Source organism: Pedobacter sp. Bi27 (genome assembly GCF_918698255.1).
Lineage (GTDB): Bacteria > Bacteroidota > Bacteroidia > Sphingobacteriales > Sphingobacteriaceae > Pedobacter.
Map to the genome: position 1 here is coordinate 13,991 of NZ_CAKKMW010000014.1, position 22,763 is coordinate 36,753.

The 22,763-nt window shown below is 41.1% G+C and carries 18 protein-coding genes; 11 read left to right on the forward strand and 7 right to left on the reverse strand.

Annotated features, from left to right (window positions below):
* Positions 1-312 precede the first annotated feature (312 nt).
* The 5 genes from LQ227_RS25005 to LQ227_RS25025 all read right to left on the reverse strand — a co-directional run bounded on the left by LQ227_RS25005 (position 313) and on the right by LQ227_RS25025 (position 8,741).
* Entirely contained in the window at positions 313-1,206 is an 894-nt protein-coding gene (locus LQ227_RS25005; protein WP_230151812.1) for a helix-turn-helix domain-containing protein, read from the reverse strand.
* A 341-nt stretch (positions 1,207-1,547) separates the two neighbouring features.
* Entirely contained in the window at positions 1,548-5,651 is a 4,104-nt protein-coding gene (locus tag LQ227_RS25010) for a two-component regulator propeller domain-containing protein (RefSeq protein WP_230146463.1), read from the reverse strand.
* Positions 5,652-5,902: 251 nt separating this feature from the next.
* Positions 5,903-6,253 (reverse strand): L-rhamnose mutarotase, encoded by a 351-nt coding sequence (locus LQ227_RS25015; RefSeq protein WP_230146464.1) that lies wholly within the window; start codon positions 6,251-6,253, stop codon positions 5,903-5,905.
* A 215-nt stretch (positions 6,254-6,468) separates the two neighbouring features.
* Positions 6,469-8,133, reverse strand: coding sequence for an alpha-L-fucosidase (locus LQ227_RS25020; protein ID WP_230146465.1), 1,665 nt, complete (start codon positions 8,131-8,133; stop codon positions 6,469-6,471).
* Positions 8,134-8,408: 275 nt separating this feature from the next.
* A complete protein-coding gene (locus tag LQ227_RS25025; RefSeq protein WP_230146466.1) occupies positions 8,409-8,741 on the reverse strand; it encodes a helix-turn-helix domain-containing protein in 333 nt (110 codons plus the stop codon).
* A gap of 109 nt (positions 8,742-8,850) precedes the next feature.
* Between LQ227_RS25025 and LQ227_RS25030 the strand changes: the two genes are divergently transcribed.
* Together LQ227_RS25030 and LQ227_RS25035 are read left to right on the forward strand one after the other, a co-directional pair.
* On the forward strand, positions 8,851-9,747 hold the full coding sequence (locus LQ227_RS25030) for an SDR family oxidoreductase (RefSeq protein WP_230146467.1): 897 nt from the start codon (positions 8,851-8,853) through the stop codon (positions 9,745-9,747).
* A 13-nt stretch (positions 9,748-9,760) separates the two neighbouring features.
* Entirely contained in the window at positions 9,761-10,150 is a 390-nt protein-coding gene (locus LQ227_RS25035; RefSeq protein WP_230146468.1) for a nuclear transport factor 2 family protein, read from the forward strand.
* Between the two features lie 65 nt (positions 10,151-10,215).
* On the opposite strand, the gene LQ227_RS25040 is transcribed toward LQ227_RS25035, so the two are convergent.
* The gene (locus LQ227_RS25040; RefSeq protein WP_230146469.1) at positions 10,216-11,118 is read right to left on the reverse strand and encodes an AraC family transcriptional regulator; all 903 of its coding nucleotides are present in this window, start codon (positions 11,116-11,118) and stop codon (positions 10,216-10,218) included.
* A 199-nt stretch (positions 11,119-11,317) separates the two neighbouring features.
* Here LQ227_RS25040 and LQ227_RS25045 point away from each other — a divergent pair, with 199 nt between their 5' ends.
* A complete protein-coding gene (locus LQ227_RS25045; protein ID WP_230146470.1) occupies positions 11,318-12,157 on the forward strand; it encodes an MBL fold metallo-hydrolase in 840 nt (279 codons plus the stop codon).
* Positions 12,158-12,328: 171 nt separating this feature from the next.
* Here the strand turns inward: LQ227_RS25045 and LQ227_RS25050 are convergent, their stop codons facing one another.
* Positions 12,329-12,658 carry a helix-turn-helix domain-containing protein gene (locus LQ227_RS25050; protein ID WP_230146471.1) on the reverse strand — a complete coding sequence of 110 codons (330 nt, stop codon included), beginning with the start codon at positions 12,656-12,658 and terminating at the stop codon, positions 12,329-12,331.
* 111 nt (positions 12,659-12,769) lie between these two features.
* Between LQ227_RS25050 and LQ227_RS25055 the strand changes: the two genes are divergently transcribed.
* The 8 genes from LQ227_RS25055 (at position 12,770) to LQ227_RS25080 (ending at position 22,659) form a co-directional block, all read left to right on the forward strand.
* Complete coding sequence (locus LQ227_RS25055) at positions 12,770-13,147, forward strand: nuclear transport factor 2 family protein (RefSeq protein ID WP_230146472.1); 378 nt, start codon at positions 12,770-12,772, stop codon at positions 13,145-13,147.
* Positions 13,148-13,335: 188 nt separating this feature from the next.
* The gene (locus LQ227_RS25675; protein ID WP_371823073.1) at positions 13,336-13,560 is read left to right on the forward strand and encodes a DUF417 family protein; all 225 of its coding nucleotides are present in this window, start codon (positions 13,336-13,338) and stop codon (positions 13,558-13,560) included.
* Positions 13,479-13,667, forward strand: coding sequence for a DUF417 family protein (locus LQ227_RS25680; RefSeq protein WP_371823074.1), 189 nt, complete (start codon positions 13,479-13,481; stop codon positions 13,665-13,667). Before LQ227_RS25675 ends, LQ227_RS25680 begins: the two co-directional genes overlap by 82 nt.
* A gap of 271 nt (positions 13,668-13,938) precedes the next feature.
* On the forward strand, positions 13,939-14,523 hold the full coding sequence (locus LQ227_RS25060) for an RNA polymerase sigma factor (RefSeq protein WP_230146473.1): 585 nt from the start codon (positions 13,939-13,941) through the stop codon (positions 14,521-14,523).
* A 53-nt stretch (positions 14,524-14,576) separates the two neighbouring features.
* Positions 14,577-15,734, forward strand: coding sequence for a FecR family protein (locus LQ227_RS25065; protein WP_230151814.1), 1,158 nt, complete (start codon positions 14,577-14,579; stop codon positions 15,732-15,734).
* 151 nt (positions 15,735-15,885) lie between these two features.
* Entirely contained in the window at positions 15,886-19,173 is a 3,288-nt protein-coding gene (locus LQ227_RS25070) for a SusC/RagA family TonB-linked outer membrane protein (protein ID WP_230151816.1), read from the forward strand.
* Positions 19,174-19,183: 10 nt separating this feature from the next.
* Entirely contained in the window at positions 19,184-20,854 is a 1,671-nt protein-coding gene (locus tag LQ227_RS25075; protein ID WP_230146476.1) for a RagB/SusD family nutrient uptake outer membrane protein, read from the forward strand.
* Between the two features lie 2 nt (positions 20,855-20,856).
* A complete protein-coding gene (locus LQ227_RS25080; RefSeq protein ID WP_230151820.1) occupies positions 20,857-22,659 on the forward strand; it encodes a hypothetical protein in 1,803 nt (600 codons plus the stop codon).
* Positions 22,660-22,763 lie beyond the last annotated feature (104 nt).

Here is a 22,763-nt window from a genome sequence, read left to right on the forward strand (position 1 = left end):
ATAGTTTTCTCATAATTGTCGCGTTAGTTGGTACTTTTATATCCACCTGGCTTACCATGATCTTCATCAGATCACTCAAAATCCGCAGCGGGTATTAAAAATTAATTGTGTAAAGGCAAAACCTGTTGCCTTAAATATTTGGTTATACATCCTTAACAGCCGGTTAATGATGTGATCAAATATAAAATCTAATCAGGCGATATGATTTATTGTAAACAGACTTCTTTTTATACTTTTCCGATTTTTGATGTGCTGTTCAATGGAAATTAAATGATGTTCAGCATGAAATTGATGTGCATTAATCCCGTGGGATCAATCAATAAAATTCAATGTCTTATTCTGCGTTTTGTAAGCGCCTGGTGTTAGTCCGGTAAGCTTCTTAAAAACCCTGGAGAAATAATGAACATTTTCAAATCCAGTTAATTCGGCAATTTCATCTTGTTGTTTTTTACTGGTAATAATGAGGTACTGGGCCCGTTCTATTCTTTTTTGTAAGATATAGTTCACGGGGCTTTGACCTGTGTAGCGGTGAAAGAGCCTTGAAAAATAATCTGTATTCAAATTTGCCCGGTCCGCAAGATGACTTACTTTTAGCGGTGTCCGCAGATTGATCTGTATATAACCAATGGCATCCATCACTGCAGAGGGCTTGGCAATAATCTTGTCTTTATGAAATATTTCCGGTTTTAAGAATCTGGATATCAACTGAAAAATAATCCCCTGTGTTTCATATTGCACAGCAATACTCTGAAGGTTATTCAGCTCGGTGTATTCCTTGTAATAAATATCTTTTTCATACACCATTGGATCGTTGGACCTGTTGATCCCTCTGCCCGGATTAATAGCGATCAGTCGCTTAAAATTGGCGATATCGTTAGTGTTTGCCTCAATCTGCAGACTTTCCATGCAATTGGAAAACAGCGATATCCCGTCTGCCGAATCTTCAAAGAACTGAACAAAATACTGGCTTAAAAAGTGTTCGCAATAGAGGTTACACAGGGTAAAACTGGGAATGAGGTAGAGATTACCGGGAATTAGCCTAAGCGAACCGTTCGGACCGGATATTATACCTTCGCCTTCATCGATATAATACAGTCTATAATACGGGCTGATTACATTTCTAAAGTTCCACTTATTTCCGAGTTTTACGTAGTCGACGTTCAGCAGCCGAAAAGAATGCCTGATGAGCCGTTTATTCATTGTCATATTGCCTTCTTTAATTATTGATAATTTGATAATCGGTTTTTAATAATTTCTGCCATCCACTCATTATCGCGGGTTTGCTGTCAGAAAGTATAATCATACCAACCTTTAAAAGCAGGAGTCCCGTGATAGAAAGGAAACGACAGTTCAATGATCAGTATTGATAATGTTCACTAAATTCAGCCTATTTCAAACTAGAAAGGGGGGGCTAACAGGTAAAATTGGAGGGGCAAACGGAGGGGGTGTCTTTTGGATTGACAAATAAGGGACAATATGCGTCAGACTTGGCTAACCTTACCGTTGAAAAAAAGTTAATATAGGGAGAGCGGCTTAACAGTGTACCCTTATATTTTTTTACGCTTAAGATCCTGGTTGACTGAAACGGTCTTTGAAAAGACTCTTCTATATTTTTTGATGTATTCCGAGGGGTTCATCAGGAATACTTTTTTGAATTGTTCTCTAAAATATTTTATGTCATTCATTCCAACGCTGTACATGGTTTGCCTAATGGTATTTTCGGTGCTAATAAAAATTTCGGCGGCTTTGCGCAAACGTATAAAACGTATGAAACTATTGGATGAATGTCCGGAAATGGATTTGATCCGTTTATATAGATTCTCTCTGGACATTCCCAATTCTTCGGCTAATGTTTTGATATTAAAATCAGGGTCATCAATATGCCGCTCAACAATACTGATACAGTTCTTTAAAAAGTCTTTATATTCTGCGGATATTTTTAAGCTGTTTGGATTCAGCGTGATTTCACTATAAAAATAGTTCTGCAGGCTGTTTTTGCTTCTTAGAATACCCGCGATCCTGGCCATTAACAGATTCTTATCGAATGGCTTACTGATGAAATCATCCGCACCGCTTTCAATACCTTTTAATTTGACTTCTTCAGAAGTATTCGCGGTGAGTAGTACGATGGGAATATGGCAGATAGATTCGTCTTCTTTTACTTTCTGGCAAAGTTCAATCCCCCCGATCCCATTCATCATTACATCACTAATTACCACATCAGGAAGAAGCTCACGTATAATCGATAAGCCACTTTCTCCATTCCAGGCCTGTAGAATGTGATATTCCTTAGCAAAAATTTGACGGAGGTAACTGGCAATCTCTTCATTATCATCGATAATAAGAATAGATTTTCTTTCTTCGGAAACAAAATCGTTAAGCAACAGTTCATCATGCTGCTCAACGGCAATTTCCAGTCCATGCTGATCAAGCGCTTTAAAAAATATTGGATCTTGCTCGACATCGGTATCAATCGTAGAAGAACTGATATAATTTCCGCCTTTTAAGATCTGGACATGGAAGGTTGTTCCGGAATGTGCATCGCTAAGGCAGTTTATCTTTCCCCCATGCAGTTCTACAAAGGTTTTAACCAAATAAAGTCCTATTCCAAAACCACCTCCAAACGACCTGTTTTTTGCAGGTTCCTGATAAAATCTGTTAAAAATCTTTTCCTGTGCTTCAGGGCTGATGCCACATCCCGAATCTTTCACCTCTATAGTAACATCAGCATCATTTTCCTTTATGTCTATCCCTATCTTTCCACCCTCTGGCGTAAACTTAAAGGCATTTGAGAGTAAATTAAAGATCACAATCTCAAGCTTTTCCCTATCGGCAATAATTTGAATGGCCGCTGAAGAGCTATGAAAGGAATAATCGATCCTATTTGATTTTGCCTGATGATCAAAACATAGATAAACCTCTTTCACCAGTTCAACAATATTAACTCCTGATGTTTTTAAGGTATCTCCCTGCGCATCCACCTTACTGTAGCGTAGCAATTGATCGACAAGGCCTAACAGACGCTTAGCATTCCTGTAGATAATATTCATGTTGCGGGTATCCAGGTACCTGCCATCCTGATGGAGAAGATCCTTTACGGGGTTGATGATCAGTGTGAGGGGAGTTCTGAATTCATGCGAAATGTTTGTAAAGAATGTCGATCTCTTTTCATTGAGCTCCTTTTCCTTTTCACTTTCCAGATGGGCAATCTTTATCTCATATCTCAGTTTTTCCTGTTTTCTCCGGTAAGAAATATAAATCCCGGCCCCTAGAAGAATCAGCATAGTATAAATCACATAAGCCCACCATGTCAGATACCATGGAGATCTGATCCTTATAATCAAAGTTGTTGCTTCGTTGTTCCAGGTCCTGTCACTGTTGGTTGCCTTTACTTCAAAACGATAGAGTCCGGGGTTCAGATTTGTATAAGTAGCATTACGCTGATTGCCTACCTCATTCCATTTTTTATCGAAGCCCACTAACCGGTAAGCATATTCTATTTTCATCGGATCGGCATAATTTAGTGCAACAAATTCCAACGAAAAAACACTTTGATCATACTCAAGGACAATTTCTTTTGCAGTATTGATGTTTTCCTTTAAGGGACCGGTTTGCTTTGGCAGCACGGATTTGCTAAATACCATAAAATCGGTAATATAAACTTTGGGACTGCCCTCATTTAAGGTAACCTGTTTAGGGTGAAAAGCAATATAACCTTTGCTTCCGGCAACAAAAATAGAATCGCCGTTACGCCCAAGAATAGCATTTACCGAAAACCCGTCAGCCTCATCAAAATTCCTAACCTTACTGGTCGCTGGAACCAAGCTGGATATACCGTTCTCGGTTATCAGCCAAATGGTTCCCTGGCTATCTTCAATGATATCTTTGAAGATATTACTGGAAAAGCCTTCCCTTTTCGAATAGCCCTGAAACTGCTTTGTGCGTGGATTGTACATATTTAATCCATCAGGAGTACAGATCCAAATATTCTTTTTAGTGTCAAGGAAAATTTTATTTATAACATTGCTGCTTAATCCATTATCAGTCGTGACCTGCGTGAAGCTACCAGTTTTTCTATCGAATATATTTACCCCTCCACCATAAGTCCCTACCCAAATCCTACCATCAGAAGCTTTGCAGAGCACATAAGCGTGATTATTATTTATTGAAAGCGCATTTTGAGGCTGGTTATAGAAATGCTGGTATTTGTTTTTATTCCGGTCAAAAATCTTTATTCCTGCATCAGTCGCCAGAACATATACGCCTTTATCAAGCTCTAAAATACTCCTGAAAACATCTTCGTTAAATAGATTACCGATTGAAGAGTGATGATAGTGGTGGGTGAAGACAGCTTTACGCTCATCGTAGCTATCAAAACCGTTCTCTGTTAATATCCAGAGAATCCCATTGGTGTCGAAATAAAGGTCACTTATGTTATTACTTGTAAGACTGTTAGCTGCTTGGCTCTTTGTAAACAGCTGTGTTTTTCCAGATTTTCTTTCAACTTTAAAAAGGCCATTATCAGTGCCGAACCAAATTGATGAATCTCCTACAAGCATACTGCTGATACCCCTGTTTCCAAACGGCAGTGGCTTAATTTTTAAATTATAACGCTGATGATCTATTTTGTACAGTCCGTTTACTGCATTTATCCACACGATACCGTTCATGTCTTTATACGACTCACCGTTGGCATAGTTTTTTATGCTACCGATCTTTTCCCACTTTTTTGACAGTATACCATAGCGATAAAAACCGTTGCTACCCCCAATGAGCAGCGATCTGTCATCCAAGGGCATAATACTGAAGACGGAATATGTTTCATTTTCCGGATGCTGAATCTTAGAGAATTTACTGCTTTTTACGTCGAAATTAAAAAGACCGTTCCAATAGGTTCCAACCCATATACTTCCATTTGAAGCGTAACTGAGGGACCAAATGTCATTTGGATTTTTCTCTCCATTGACGTGATATTGACGGAAGCTGGTAAAGAGCCTGCTTTTTTTATCAAATTTGTTAAGCCCCCCGCTCCAATTCCCCAGCCATAAATTGTTGCCGTCATCCTGGATGATCGCGTTAACAGATTTGCCTACCATACTGCCTGGTCTTGTGGGATGTGGCTTATAAATCCGAAATTGTTGCCGATCGGGTATATACTGATTAAATCCATCATCGGTACCAATCCAAACGGTTTCTTCCCTATCACACAAAATAGACCATACCTTATTATTGCTTAAAGAGCCTGGCTTTTTTTCGTTGTGGAAAAATCTTTTGAAAGTTTCAGAAAGCGGATCGAACAGATTGAGCCCGTCCATTGTTGCCACCCATATCCGGCCCTGACGGTCCAAACAGAGTGCGTTGATATAATTATTTGTAATGGAGGTGCTATCACCTATTTTCTTTGAAAATACCTTAAAATTAAAGCCATCGAAACGGCACAGGCCATTTTCGGTTCCAACCCATATAAACCCCTTTTTATCTTGTAATGTAGCAGTAGTGCTCTTTGAGGGAAGCCCATTGGCTATCGTATAGTTTTTGGCAGTTAACCATCGTTTGCTGACGGATTCGTCATTTATAGACTGGGCAAAAGCAGCATGAAAGCTAATTATGATCAGACAAAATGAAAAAAACATTCTGATGGCAATCATCATAATATACTTGGTTTGGTGGGTAAACTTAGTACATTAAAGGCGGATATCATACAGGGCGATAAAAATTCACGTGTCTCAGACTATCTAAATGGGCTCATTTTTGTAATCAGACCAAGATGTCTTTTGATCCCATTTAAGATTTCTTATCTCAAAAGCCACATCAGAATAAGATGCAGTACACCATCAGGAAGGTCTTTTTCTAGCGGTTAGCGGGAAGAGGCATAGCGCTGCTTTCATTAATGGCTGGTCGTTTACTTAATTTGTTTTGCGCAATCCAATTCGAATATTTTTTCCATAAGTACCCACTTCACTCCTTCGTCGGCAAAGGGCAAAGGTTGCTGAAACTTCCACATGAGTTTTTCCCATTGCTGGACCTTTTCATTTTTCTCATCCATCTGCGCCTTATGTGAGAAACTGAACTCTTCGGTGGTTTCCATCGACATAAATAGCCGATTTGAAACCCTATAGATTTCCATTTTTAAAATTCCGGAATCAATAATGCTAGCCGTTATTTCCGGCCAGCCATGTTTATGGTAGTCTTCGTATTCTGCAATGAGCGCAGCGTCATCAATTAGATCAAGCGCAAGGGCGTATTTTTTCATATTTAAAGGTGTATTTGAAAGTTCTTTGGCTTGCAATTGAGACGCTGATGGGCAGAATAGATTTTTCTAAACCTTGGCATTTATTGTAAGTCTTCAAGCCAACAATGGGGTAAAGTAAGCTGACCGATGTAAATCTCCGGTTATGTAAACACTACTGATACAACCCACCATGCTTGAGGCTATTATCAATCTCTTAAAACCGGAGAACAATACCATTAAGCAATTCTTAGTGGATTGGCATAAGAAGCCGATGGCTTAACATCAGGAAAGTAAACTTTAAGGCCATCTGCATTTCTTTCAAATTTCAGTTCCTGGCCTGTTGCTACAAGCTGTACACTGTTTATTTTTTGGGGATAAGATGAACTATCTATCGCTAGACTTGTAATAAGCACAGATCCGTCAGTTGGCCAGGCCATCACAGTAGCGAAAAGCGCGTTTCCCTTTGCGGTGAAGCGTATGTCCTGCTGACTAAAAGGCTTTCCTTTACCTTCATTAAACCCCTGTGCAGTTAATGAAGCGGCCTGGTTCTGTGCCGGTCCTTCTCCAAATATCTTCCACGGCCGCGTTCCATAGATACTGTCTCCATTTGCGTTCATCCAGATACCGATTTCTTCAACAATTTTGCGTTCCAGTTCATCAATTGTGCCATCACCCCGAACAGGAATATTCAGCATCAGGTTTCCATTTTTACTCACCACATCAACCAGGGTATGGATAATCGTTTTTGGGGTTTTATAAGCCTTCCTGTCGTATATCCCCCTATCGTAGTGCCAGTCACCGATGCAGGTGTCAGTTTGCCATGGCAGAGGCTCTATACTATTGCTCTGCCCGCGTTCAATATCCCATACCATCGCTTTCCGCTGCTCTTGGGTGAGGATCTTACCGGTGATAACTGCGGTTAGTTTACCATTGTCCTTAATGCTTTTATTGTACATATGAGCAGCAATTTTCAAACCGGCATCACTAATGGGCCACATTGGAAACTGTGAATCATCAAAATATATCATATCCGGGCGGTATTTATCGATCAGGTCGATTGTCCGGTTAAAGAATTTATCGATGTATGCTTTGCTAGGTGGAGTTACGCCATTACCCCAATGCCATTGTTTATGGATCATGCCATCATCTTCGCTGTTTTTACTGAGCTCATGATTTTGGGCGTAAAGTTCCTGTGGATCAAGTCCATCCCACCATTTGCCTTTTCCATCCTTTTTGGTAAGGGTTCCATCATAGGGTACTCCTGCCAACGGGCCCGTTTTATCAGCTCGCTGAGCAGTTTCAAACCAGCTCCAGGTATGTGCTGCATGGACACTTACAGCAAAAGGAAGCCCATGTTTTTTTGCGGCGGCGGCCCAGCCGCCGATGATATCCTTTTTAGGTCCTTGTTTTACCGAATTCCAGTTTTTCTGATATTTACTATCGTATAAGTCTAAATTGTCGTGATGATTGGCGAGTGCCATGAAATATTTTGCCCCTGCGCTTTTGTATAGGGAAACCAATGCTTCCGGATCCCATTTTTCTGCCTTCCAGATATTGATTACATCTTTGAATCCAAATTTAGACGGATGCCCATATTTCTCGACATGGTATTTATATTTCCAATTGCCCTCCATGTACATGTTCCTTGCATACCAGTCTCCTGCTTCCGGCTGGCATTGTGGTCCCCAATGAGCCCACATTCCAAATTTTGCGTCTCTAAACCACTCAGGCGTCTGATAGTTGGAGAGCGATTCCCAAGTTGGAGAAAATGGTCCAGCTAAGATTTTTTCAACAAATTCTTTTGCGGCATCCCTGTTTATTGCCAGGGCAGAAAGTTTACTGGAAAGCAATATTGCAGGCAAACCTAGGCTAAGGCTTTGGATAAGTTTTCTACGGTTCATATACATTTGGTCAGCATGATCTAATACAAAAACAAATTTATCGATGTGACCAGGTACATTTTTATAAAAAAATGACTTTTTTTTATAAAAATCCGACTTTTCGAACATCCTTCACTTACCCTAATGGCCATAATTTTTACTCAGGCAACAATCCTATAAGCCTTGTTAACAATCCATATGATCGAGCGAACTCTATTTCGATAACTTGCCTGACTTATCCAAAACCGTCTACAGAACTCGCTCGCTTTGGTGGCCAAATGATCCTTCCTTCAGCATTACACCAAATTCTCCAGACCGAATTCGATTAATTTATCAAGAACCGGAAGGGTTTTCTTTCCTAGGTCGGTCAGCCTGTATTCAACTTTTGGAGGGATTTCAGGGTAAGCCTTTCTACTGACGAGTTTATTTTTGACCAGCATCGTTAACTCCTGTATGAGCATTTTCTCACTGATATCCGGAATTGCCTTTTTCAGCTGACCGTACCTTATCACATTATCATTGATCTGAAAAATTATCATCAGTGTCCATTTGCCTCCTAAAAGCCTTAATGATGCTTTAACGGGACATCCTTTGTCGCAAGGAATAATTTTTTGTGCTTTTTCTTCCATTGATAATCAATAATTCTAACCAAAAGGTATGTGCCCAACCTTTTGGTAAGTACTTGTACAAAGGTATGTAAATATTGAATTTTGCTCTAGTTAACCTTAAATAAAAAAAATGAAAATATTAGTATTTGGAGCCACAGGCTCCCAACAATTCAATATCATACCTGAGGCAATAAAGAAAAACGCAGAGGTATTTGCTGTAACAAGTAATGAGAAAGGTGCTACCAAGTTAAAGGATGCTGGTGCGGTTCCCTTGTTTGGAAACATGGGCGACGCTGCGCAAATGCTAGAGGTCACAAAAGATATTGATGCAATTGCCTTTATGATTCCAGTTTCGTTGCCCAACCCTCTTGACGGATTCCAATTTTCAAAAAATGTTATCGACGCGGCCAAAGCGAACGGTGTTAAAAAAATTGTTTGGAATACCAGCGGTTGGCTGCCGGACCAAAAGACAGGTATGCCCACGGATGATGTAAAACTGGATGTCAAGGATTATCTTTTGGAAAGCGGGTTGCAGTACGTAATAATCGAACCCACCATTTACATGGAAAATATGATGGGCGCTTTCTGTGCACCTTTTGTTTCCGAAAAGAAAAAACTCGCCTATCCGACTCCTGAGCCTATGCCAATCGGTTGGATTGCCTCTAGGGACGTGAGTGCGCTAGTCGTTGAAGCTATCTACAGCGCCGATCTGACTGCGGATACTTTTCAGGTAAGCGGGCTTGAAAATCTTAAGGGAGATGAGCTTGCGGAACGCTTTTCTCAAGGTGTTAGTGAGAAGATAGATTACTACACACAGCCTACTGAAGAGTTTAAAGGAATTTTGGCGCCATTTGTTGGTGATGCTGCAGCTGACGCGGTAGCTTCATATTACAGAGGCCTTCAGGAAAGCAATAAATATCCCCTGAAATTCAATTCTGAAATGGATAAAATATTGCAGAAGCTGCCTGTAAAGATGACATCGCTGGCCCAGTGGGCCAAAATAAACAAGGATTTTTTTATTAAATAAATGTTGATATTATATGGATGCAAAAGATATTGTAGCATCATACTTTGATGCATTGGCAAAAGGCGAAATGGAGCGGACACTTTCGTTTTTTGCCCTTGAGGCCAAATGGGACCAACCGGGCAGAAACAAATTTGCAGGAATTAAAAGCAACCTGGGTGAAATTATTAAAATGTTTGAAGGCATTATGAGTGATACCTTGGGGCATATGACTGTGGCACCAACCGGAAAAATGATGGAAAATGCCGGTCTGGTGGCAGTTCCAGTTTGGTTTAGCGCCCAAAAGGAAGGCAAAACAATGAACCTTGGAGGTTTAGACCTATTTGAAATCAAAGAGGACAAGATTATCCACGTGTGGACGTTTTCAGCAGACCAGCCGGTTGACGACGAGTTTTGGGGAGAATAGCTGTCGAATAGAACGGAGCTGACCGGAATCTTCAAGCTATGCGGCTCCGTTTAAATATTATTGTTTTAAATGAAAATTTTTCCGGCCATAAATTCTGAAGTTGTCATACCAGTCTGAACTTTAAAAAACCTCATCAGATTGTTCGGCTCAGAGAAATTCAGATCATATGCAATTTCATTGATGGTCCTATTAGAGTGAAGGATCTGGTCCTGTATCTCAAATAACAACCGCTGTTTTAACAGCTGGCTTGCTGTTATCTGAAACTGAGCTTTTACGGCTTTATTAAGTGAAATCCTACTGACACCAAGCATTTCCGTGTAGTCTCCGATCCGCTGTTTTTCCTTGAAATGAAGTTCGATCAGGTTCTTAAACAAAAATGGGATCTGTGTATTTCCATCAACGTTTAAAGGCAGTCCGTATTGGCTGGCATATTGACGGTTCAACGATTGTAAAAGATAATATGTCAAAGATCGGATGATGTGCGAACTATCAAATTTACTGTCAATAAGCTCCGTTTTTATTTCGGTCAAAAACTTACAGTATTTTCGAAGATCCTCATGATCAATTGTAATGGACAATGGGAAGCTGAGCTGGTAAAAATACAGCAGACGATAGGTAAACAGCTTATCTGCGAAAAAGTCGTTTAGGAATTCCTCCTGAAATATTAATGTCGTAACTTCCAGACGCTCGACATCGAGTTGCCAGTTACGCTTTTGATAGGGTGAAATGAATATGATTGAATTATCTGATATGTTTATTTGCTTCTCATTAAGCAAAACAATTCCCGATGCTTTTTTAAAAAATAGAATTTCAAAGTAATCAGTATTAAATGTTGCCGTCAGGCTATAGTCAATATCCTTTTCTGTTAATACATTCAGTAGAAAATGTACACCGCACTCGCCTTTATGGAATTTTATTGTTTTCAATTTTTTCGATCCGGCTAAAATTACTAAAATTCCTGTAACCATTTGATCTGAATGTTTTCTCGTGTATAATACCGGTTTCAAATAGCTCAGCTTAGTGCTCATAAACCGATTCTACCACTACTGCTGATCAATGGTTATCAAAACGCCACTTTTTAAACCAGGTTTGATATCCCATGACCGACGCCTTCTATCGACCTTTGTTGCCATAGATAGAGGAATCAAAAAAAGTAAAGTTTAAGTTATGAAAAAATTATTAGTAACAGCTGTCTTGTCATTGACAGCGATAGCGTCGTTTGGACAGAAAGTGTCCGGATCAAAGTCCAGCATTCAGCTTGTAAGGAACGCTACATTGATCATTCATTATGGTGGCCACAAGATTCTGGTTGACCCCATGCTCTCTGCCAAAGGTGCAATCGAGTCATGGGCCGGTATTGCAAGAAATCCGACAGTGGATATACGGATGCCAATGCAACAAATTACCGATAGTGTCGATTTAGTATTGGTCTCCCATACGCATGCTGATCACTTTGATGATGCTGCAAATAATATTTTGAAAAAATCTATAAAGATTATTAATCAGCCGGCAGATAAGGTATTCTTCAGTTCGAAAGGCTACATCAATGCCGAGACCCTTGAAAACCAGACAAAGTGGGATAATATCAGTATAGAGCGGATAAATGGGGAACATGGATCAGGCAAAGTGTTGGAGATGATGGGCAAAACGTCAGGCTTCGTATTAAGAACAAAAGGTGGACCGACAATTTATATTATGGGTGATGCTATATGGACCGACACCATCAAAGCAAATATCAAAAGCATCAAACCTGATATTATTGTGGTTAACTCAGGAGGAGCGCAGATCAAGGGTTTTGAAAATGTGCCGATCATTATGGATGAAAAACAGGTTATGCAACTTATATCCTCAAGCGGAAAGGCAAAAATACTTGCAGTGCATATGGATGCGCTTGACCACTGCCGTACCACAAGACTCACATTAAGCGAGGAAGCAAAAAAAAATGGCGTTGGTAAGAACAAACTGGTGATCCTTAAGGATACGGAGATTTTTACCCTGACCAAATAATCAGAAAACGAAAATACACCGCCCAAAAAGAGTATTTGACTCATTTTTGCGGGTATTTTTATGCAAAAATAATCAACTGCATTTATCCCGGGCACGGCAAAGGCAATTTTCGGTCAAAGGATCTGCTTTTTCGAAATGGATTTTACTAGCTTAGTTATTTGTGATAGATGGTTATAAGTTTTCCAATCCAAATGCTGCAAGTTTGTCAATAATAGGAAATGTATCCAGGCCAAGTTTGGTTAAACTATATTCAACTCTTGGAGGGATTTCTGGAAACGATTTTTTGGTTACAAATTTATGCTCTACCAAAAAATTCAACTCTTGAATCAGCATTTTTTCGCTGATACCGGGAATAGCTCTTTTAAGTTCTCCGTATCTTAATACGCGTTCGTTTATTTGAAATACTATTAACAGTCTCCATTTACCATTCAATATAATCAACGACTTCCTTACCGGACAGTTTTCATCTGACTGTAAAATAATTTTCTGATTTTTTTCCATTGACACCCAGTGTTTCTAACCATTTAGTAAGTACCTAACCATTTGGTATGTACTTGTACGAAGGTAGTCGTTAGCCTACCTTCGTACAAGTAATTTCTAAAATATAAACTTATGTCACAGGAAGAAACAAACAAGCAGCTGGCTATTACCGCTTATCAAAGAATTTTTGGCGACTTGGATGCCACAGGAGTAGATCAATACATGAGCAGCACTTTCATACAGCATAACCCCACAACACCCGATGGGCCCGAGGGCGTGAAAGCGCTTCTCCAAATGCTTATTTCACAAGGTGTTCCCAAACAAAAAATCATGTTTAAACATGTTGTTGCGGAAGGTGATACTGTTTTTCTTCATTCCCGTTATGAAATGGCTGGAAAAGAATGGAGATTTATCGACATTTATCGAATAGAAGATGGGAAATTAGCTGAACATTGGGATGCAATGATGCCGATGCCTGATGAACGTGGCAATAACAACCCTATGTTCTAATTGTACCGTTAAATAATTAGAAAGATTCCTATTTGTCATCTAGCCAGCTCTGATTAAATCAAAGCTGAGCACTACCATCAAGCATTAAAGTAACTAATTTATATTACTAAGAAAACCATATAATTTCAAAAGACTCTCAGGTTTTATTCGATATTGCCTCTCAACCTTTTTAGTTTTATTAAATCACAATGAGGTTGGGATTATTTCTAATCATCACAGGCATATTTGTAGGGCTCTACAGATTTACTCCACTGTGCAGCATGATTGCATGTCTTCTTGTATTTTTGATGACGGTAGGTACATTATCCTTCCTGATTATCACTCCTGAAAGTTGGGTACCCTGGATAATGATCAGGACTGGGGTTTTTCGTATCTATCCGGTCGCGGAAGATTGGTCCTTAAAGACATTTTAATACTTGGTGAGGCAATAATCAAAATGAGCGAGTCGGCCAAACTTTATTTGTCACTTAGATGGGCACATAACAAACCATTGTTGGTCAACTTTCCCACAAAAGCTTGATTTTATTAAACTTGCTTCACAGAAAATCTCACGGAGGTACTGCTATTGGCATGCAGGAGCTTAGTATTTACCTATGATCGAAACGCAACTTCCAGATACTGAGAAATCAAATACTTGTCTTTAAAAAATTTGCACTTTTGAGAAAAAAAATTACATTCGCAAAAGTAATTATAATGGAAGTCCCTGATATGCTGGCTTTTTGAAGGCTTATAAGGTTTACCAGCAATTAATTTTTTTCCAATAGAATTTATCTGAATTGTAGTATCAAACTATGCCGCTAAACAGAAAGCTGACCGATGATGAGTTATCCAAACTTTTAAGATTGGGGCAAGAATCTGCATTTATAGAAATTTATACCAGATACTGGAAAAAAATATACTCCGCGGCCAAAAGCCGCATCAACGATGCGTATGCGTGCGAGGAAATCGTTCAGGAAATTTTCTGTAACCTATGGCGTAATCGTGAACACTTTGAAATTATTAAGGGCTTCGACAACTATTTTTCGGTGGCAGTCAAAAATCAGGTAATCAATTTTCTGGCAAAAAAGGCGAAGATTCTCCGGTACGAGGAAACGGCTAAAAAAACCCATTCTGAAGCGGATTACAGCACCCTGCAGCAGATCAGTTATTCCGAACTGCAGCTACACATCCAGAAGGCATTAAGTGTCCTCCCTAGTAGATCAGCCGTTATTTTTAATTTAAAATATGTCAGCGGCTACTCTCAAAAAAATATAGCGCAGGAACTATCGATATCCGAAAAAACAGTTGAGGCCCACCTAGCCAGGGCGAGAAAAACAATAAAAGAATCCATTTCTATCCTGCTGTTCGCGCTTTTGTTCTTTTCGATAAAAAATTAATCTTTTAAATAGGGATTTTCCTTCCAGCGCTGTCTGTATATAAAACGGGCTTGATGAATAGTGATAAAAATATCGAACGGATGATGGAACTTGCCAAAAAATGGCAGGAAAATACGATAAGTCTGGCCGAACGGGAAGAATTTGATCGATGGTACAATTCATCGCATAAGAACCTGGAAAAAGATAAGGGCGCTGATGAATATGGGTTAGAACAAAGAATGTTGGATTCTATCCTCAAGGAAATCACTCCTAATGTCGTCAAACGACCATCCTATGGCAGAATAGCATTATTTTCCGCGGCGGCCGTTATTACCGTTCTTATATGTCTTGGCCTTCTTTCAAAGATATACCTGACCCCAAAAGTGGCTGCACCCGTTCAGTCAGCAATACAATATGATGCGCTACCGGGATCGAATAGGGCGACATTAACCCTTGATAACGGCGAGAAAATCGACCTTGCCCATGCCCGCAATGGCGCCCTCAAGACCGACATTTCAACAAAGGTCAGCAAAATTTCGGGAAACAGGTTGGTCTACAGCCAACTGAGCCGCCCTGGTTCAACTGACCATTCTCAGCCGGTCTATCATACGCTTAGCACGCCACGCTCGGGTATGTTCCAGTTAACACTCTCTGATGGCACACACGTTTGGCTGAATTCTGGCTCTGTTATCCGCTTCCCGAAGGTTTTCGAAAATAAGGAGCGCGTAGTCTATCTTACAGGAGAAGCTTATTTTGAAGTTACCAAAAACCGTCATAAACCGTTTTTGGTCGTTACACCTAAACAAACCGTAGAAGTGCTCGGAACCCATTTCAATGTGAGTGCATATGAGGACGAAACCGTAACCAAGACTACCCTGCTTGAGGGAAAGGTGAAGGTAGCCAGCACTAACAGCAATGGATTTAGCATAATCCGCCCTAATGAGCAGGCACTTTCCCAGGCAAATGGAATCCAGGTTGTAAAGGTCAATGCCTCCGACGCTGTGGGCTGGAAAAACGGGTATTTTATTTTCAACCACACCGATCTTAGGTCGTTGCTGAGACAGTTTTCAAGATGGTACGATGTGGATATCGTTTATAAAGGTGAAGTGCCAAATGATTTCTTCCAGGGACAGATCCGCCGGGACATCAAACTCAACCAGGCACTCAAGATCCTGGCTTTTGGCGATATACATTTCAAACTTGAAAACAGAAAGCTTATTGTATTACCCTAAATAAATAATGTAAAACCCTTAATAAATGACTATGACGAATCAAATACACTATTAATCAGGGCCAAAATGCCGAAAGTGCTGCAAACACTTCCGGCTTTGATTGAGCCAGCCAACAAATGCATTTTTCAACTAACCAAATCAAACCAAAATTATGAAATTAAATTCATGTGCGGAAACGCCATCCACATGGACGGTCATGGCCATACGATTTTCGATAACAAAATCAGCCATTTTCCTACTTCTTAGTACATGCCTATTGTTATCGGTAAAAGGGTATGCTCAAAATGTAAGCATATCTAAAAAAAACACACCGTTATCCCAGGTCTTCGATGAGCTGCGTAAACAGACTGGCTATACCTTTTTTTACAAAGATGCTTCTGTAAAAGACCTCAGGGTTTCTGTTTCGATAAAAGATGTCCAGCTGGACAAAGCGCTGAACATCATTCTTGAAAACCAGCCCCTTGTTTTCAGCATTATCGATAAAACGGTAGTGCTTAAGCGTAAAACCGAAAACCCTAAAACTATACCCAGTGCCGTATCTCCCGTCCAAGTTAAGGGGAAGGTCGTCGATGAAACCGGTGGGCCTATCGTCGGCGCTACAGTAAGCGTCAAAGGCACCAAGACCATATCGGCAACCGATGCATCCGGAAATTTTGCCATTTCGGCGCCCGAAGATGCCGTTTTAGTCGTAAGCTACCTTGGCTATCAAACCCAGGAATATCAAAATGTGGAGGGAAACGCAATCGTCATCAAAATGGTTCCGACACCAAAAAATCTGGATGAGGTGGTCGTTGTTGGATATGGAACCCAAAAAAAATCAGATGTCACCGGATCGATTGTCAGGGCAGACTTAGAGTCTTTCAGGACTTCCCCAAATTCAAATATTGCCCAGCTCCTACAGGGCGCTGTTCCTGGTTTGAATGTTGGGCCGGTAACCTCTGCCGGGCAGACCCCAAGCATACAAGTCAGGGGGCAATCTACACTAAGTGGCTCTCAAGGCGTTCTGATCGTTTTAGATGGTATCGTTTATGCTGGCGATCTCTCCAGGATCAACCCCAATGATATAGCATCTGTTGATGTATTAAAGGATGCAAGCAGTAAGGCAATATATGGTGCTACTGCTGCAAATGGAGTGCTGTTGATTACGACAAAAAAGGGGAAAATCGGTAGCAAGCCGATCATCAATTTTTCTTCATCTTATGCTACACAGAATCCTGCAAATATCCTACATCCCCTTAACAGGGAACAATTCATCCAGAAGATCAGGGACATCAATTGGCGCACGGCATATCTGGCTCCTGAGTATACAACCCCTAATCCTGCCTTTAATGTTCGCTCCGCACTCGACCCCACACAACAGGCTGGTTATGATAATGGTACTGATTTTGACTGGTACGGTGCCGCCACGAATTCCGGATTTTTATATGACCAGCAGGTAAGCATCAGCAATGCAACCGAAAAGACCAACTTTTTCTTATCAGGTGGATATACCAAGCAGAAAGGGTTTATCATCAATAATCAGTTCAATAGGAAATCGGTAAGATTGAATCTGGAAACAAAGGTATTTGATTGGTTAACAGTCGGTACAAATGCATTCGCCTCCTTCGCTGATTATTCCGGTCTATCGCCAAATTTGAGGGATATCATGCTTTACAGTCCATTGAACACACCCTATGATGCAGCTGGAAATATCATACTCACCCCAAATGCCTCCATCAACAATCCTTTCCTGGCTACTTTGGGAAACAATTATGACCGCAGGAACAATCTTTCGGGCAATTTCTATGCCATTCTCAATCTACCGTTCATTCCGGGACTTTCCTACCGTATAAACTATGGTAACAATTATTTCTGGAACCAAAACTACTCCGCTAATCAGTATGCTGCAAATTTTACGGGAGCAGCATCCAAGACCAATGATAATACCTATGACAGTACGCTGGATCACATCCTCACCTACAAGAGAACTTTAAATAATATCCATTCCCTTGACCTCACCATGGTGTATGGATCCAGATCAACAGGTTACCAGACCACCAATGCCAATGGTACCGGATATAACAATATTGTTTTAGGCTATAACAAACTCGACCAGGCAACAATACAAAAGATATCCTCGGGCGCTTACAGCGAAACATACAATTACCAAACGGCGCGGCTGAGCTATGGCTTCCGCCAGAAATACATTCTCACCTCAACGGTTAGGCGAGATGGCTTTTCGGGCTTTGCCTCCAACAACAAATGGGGCATATTCCCGTCAGCAGCATTTGCATGGGTGGCAAGCAATGAATCATTTATGCGCTTTAGCTGGCTGGACAACTTAAAAATGAGAATAGGCTATGGCGCCAATGGGAATCTTACCAACCGTTATGCTTCGCTTGCAACAGTTGGCCAGGGTGCCGCTTATGTATTTGGTGATGGTGGAACGACCTTGTTTGGCCAGGTTGTAAATTCGATGGGAAACAATGATCTTTCCTGGGAGAAAACGGTTGGGATAAATACAGGACTGGACTTTTCTATACTGAAAGGAAGAATCTCAGGCAGTGTAGATTATTATAACACCATTACAAGCAACCTGCTATATAACATCAATATCCCGGAAATAACAGGCTTTTCATCTATACCAAGTAACGTGGGCAGAATCAGGAACTCAGGGACTGAAATAAATGTGAACACCGTTAACTTAAAGCTAGAGAACTTTCAATGGAGCTCTGTTATAAACTTTGCCACCAATAAAAACCGGATAAAAGAGCTCCTTGGTACCGGGGACCTGGTTGCAAGCAATCTTTTTGTTGACCGTTCAATAGGTACGATTTACAACTATCAGACTAATGGATTATGGCAGTTAGGGGAAACACCTCCTTCAGGTTATGCTGTTGGAAGCAATAAGCTGGTAGACCTCAACGGTGACGGAAAGATAGACGCGAATGACCGGACATTCCTTGGTTATACGGAACCTGCTTACAGGGTGAGTTTCGGAAATACTTTCAGTTACAAAAATATTTCCCTTTTTGTTTTTCTTAATGCTGTACAAGGTGGAAAAAACGGTTATATGAATGTGAACAATCCATGGACTGATTTGGGGATCCAACAGGGTGATAATGCAATCAGGAACAACTGGTTCAAGGAAATCGACTACTGGACACCATCAAATCCCGGTGCACAGTACAGGATTACGGGCAGCGTACCTGCAGTAGATCCACAGCTTTATCAGCAACGAAATTTCATCAGGCTACAGGAAGTATCATTAAGGTACAATTTTGACGGCCGGATCACTAAAAAGCTAGGCCTGAACAGTCTACAGGTTTTCGTAAGCGGAAAAAATCTTGCCCTATGGACCAAATGGCGTGGATGGGATCCGGAGACACTGCAAGGCCTGGCTTATGGAGCCAGTCCGATTATAAGGGGATATTCTGCTGGTTTAAATGTTACGTTCTAATTCGATGGTTATGAAAAATTCACTAAAAATATTTGTTTTAATTATATTCTTGACGGCCGGTTCTTGCAAAAGAGCATTTCTGGATGAAAAGCCCCTGGACTTCACAAGTACTACAAACTCCTTCAATACGCTTAAGGATTTTAATGCTTCTATCTACAACATATACAACATTGTGCGTACCGAGTTCTATACCTCGGATGAGAATAACCCATTTGATTATATCTATGGCCTTGACCTAGTATATGACGGACAGCCAAGTGGTCCACAACGTTTTAGTAACTACACCACCTCCACGAACCCTACCAGTACTTATCTGGTAAGCCACTGGAGCCGTTTATACAAAATAATTTCAGAAAGCAACACCATTCTGGATAAGTTAGGCGCATCGCAGGTAGCGGGCAATGATATAACTTTCGTTCAGGCCAATGCCAGGTTCTTCAGGGGATTTGCCTACCGCACGCTTGCCTATCTTTATGGCGGGGTTCCCATCGAATTGCACCAGGTGACAAGCCCGAAGACCGATTATGTACGGGCCAGCCGCGAGGAAGTGCTAAAACAATCTATTGAAGACCTGAAGTTTGCTGCTGGCAATCTTCCCAGCATCACAACTGTGCAGGAGGGACAGATCAGTAATGTAGCCGCGCAGCACTTACTGGCAGAGGTGTATCTTGCTGCCGGTCAGTTCAATGATGCGGTTTCAACTGCTTCCCTTGTTATTAACAACAGTAACATGGCCTTGATGAAAACCAGGTTTGGCGCTCAGGCTACAGATCCCGGAGATGTTTATTGGGATCTATTCAGGCCGAAAAACCAGAATAGGACAAGTGGCAATAAAGAATCCATCTGGGTAATCCAATTTGAAAATGATATTCCCGGGGGCTCTTCCACTGCAACGGATATCGCAGGCAGTTACAGATTAGAAAGACAGATTGCACCCTTGATCAGGGATGTCACACTTAGCAATGGTACCAAGCCATTTCTATGGCCAGTATCAGATTATACTGGCGGGCGGGGAATCGGTTGGGCAATATCCACAACCTATTTCTCAAATACAATATGGGCGAGTGACTTTAACAATGATATGCGCAACTCAAATTTTAATTTTGTTAGAACGTACGTTTATAACGATCCAGGTAAGACGGCCTATTTTGGCAAAACGGTCTCAACCGAAGCGCCTCCTGCCGGGGTTACCGTTCCTAGCCGAGCTTTCTACGCTTACCAATCAAAATGCACCACTCCTGGAAAACATCCCGATGGCCTTTTTTCAAATAAAGCAACCCTATTACTGAGCCCTGCAGCAGGCGGCACTTACACAGATCAATATATGTTCCGACTGGCAGAAACCTATCTTATACGCGCTGAGGCATACCTGGGCACTGGGGATAAAACTAAAGCCGCTGAGGATATTAACGCGATACGTTCTCGTGCAAATGCCAGCCCTGTTTTGGAAGGTAATGTTACCATCAATTACATCCTGGATGAAAGGATGAGAGAATTAGGGATTGAAGAGAAACGCAGGCTGACGCTGTCGCGACTTAATATGGTCTATGAACGTACCGTAAATATTGCCAAAAATCCATTAGCCGCCAACATTCAGCCATTCAATAACCTTTGGCCTATTCCCCAGCGGGAGATCGAACGCAATAAGGATGCAATCCTGACACAAAACCCAGGCTACTAACCATGTTCAGTACAAAAATCATATATTATCTACTACCGTGCCTGTTTGCATTTTGCAAACAGGCTTACGGCCAGACCGAACATGCTCCATTGACATATATTATGGATATGGTGCATAACAATCCAGGTGAGGAACCGTATAAAACCAAGTATAATGACCCTTTGGTTATGAAAGCAAACGGGTTCAATGGAATGGTAACCCACTGGTTTGTAAACTGTGCCATCACCTATGACGATTATCAGAAGGGATTGCTGCCTTTAGGAGGGCAGGAAAGAAAGTGGGTTACAGCTAAAGCTGCCGAGATAGACCGTAAGTTACAGGCTTGCAAAAAAGCAGGGATCCAGGTTTATCCTTTTACCGATTTCATTGTATTTCCAAAATCGGTTTGGGACCGCTTTGGAAAAGAAATCAGGGGGACCGGGACAGTAGAAGGTACAGGAGGAATGGCTGAACGTTCTGCAAAACCAGATATGCAGAGCAGGCGGACCCAGGAACTTCTGCGTGCTCAGATAGACGGAATTTTCAAGAGGTTCCCTGATCTAGGCGGGCTCACCCTTCGCTTTGGCGAGACTTATTTACAGGATACTCCTTATCATATGGGCGGTGGGCCTATCAGAAACGGCAAGGAAGGCATTGATGACCAGATTACGATGCTAAATTTACTTCGTGAGGAAGTATGCGAAAAAAGGAACAAAAAACTTTTCTACCGCACCTGGGACTTTGGATATAACTTTCATACCAACCCGGAATACTATCTGGCGGTAACCAACAAAGTAAAGCCCCATCCAAACCTTATTTTTGTGATCAAGTATCAACAGGATGACTTCCATAGGATGACCCCTTTCAATCCGACGATAGGAATAGGAAATCATCAACAGATTGTAGAAGCACAGTCCAGGATGGAAGCTTATGGAAAGGGTGCACATCCTTATTATACAGCCAAAGGCGTTATTGATGGCTGGCCTGAAACAAAATACGAGATCGCCTTTGGTAGCCATAAATTTACAGGCAGAGAGAACGATCGGTCTAAACCAAGAGGTATAAGGGAGATGTTGAGCAACGGACTGCTCAGTGGGGTGCTCACCTGGTCTAATGGTGGAGGTTGGGACGGTCCTTATACCAAAAGCGAAATCTGGACAGATTTAAACACTTACGTGGTTTCGCAATGGGCACTACATCCCAATAAAACGGAGGAAGCAATTTTTAACGAATTTTCCGAAAAACTGGGCCTTCGGGGTTATCAAGCAGATCTGTTCCGACAATTGAACTTACTCACCATTGAAGGAGTTCGCAAGGGTCAGCTCAATAGTTATGCCTCCAATCAGGTTTGGTGGAGCCGTGACCAGTATTTTTCTGCCAAAGCTAATGAGGAGGTGATTGCAGAGATCATCGAAAAACATAAAGAACCAGAAGTACTTTGGGAAAAATCAGAAGCATCTGCCATCTGGAGACAGATTGAAAGCTTATCCAATCAAATAACCTTTCCAAATGCAGAAAATCAGGAAGCAGTTCGTGTCTCTTGTACCTATGGACGGATAAAATTTGAGCTAATAGAAGAAATGTGGCGCCTCATGCTGGAAGCCCATAAATTGAAAACCAAAGGAAAAATGGATAATAATGCAATCCATAAATCGATAAAGCACTATGATTCGCTCTGGGCAGAATGGAGAAATTTAAAAAGTAAAAGCAAGTATTGTGCAACACTATATACGGACCTTGCTTTCAGGAACCAAAGGAAAGGCAGTGTAGGTGAATTGGTTGACAAATTGAGAAAACTCAGCCAATTGCCTTTCCGACACCAATAATCAATAGATGAGCGGTAATTCCTGAGCCAGGCGGCCGTTATCGTTTTCTAGCTTAAAGTCCTGAAATCGAAGTCAAGATTCAAAAATCTAGATAAGCCCCGAGG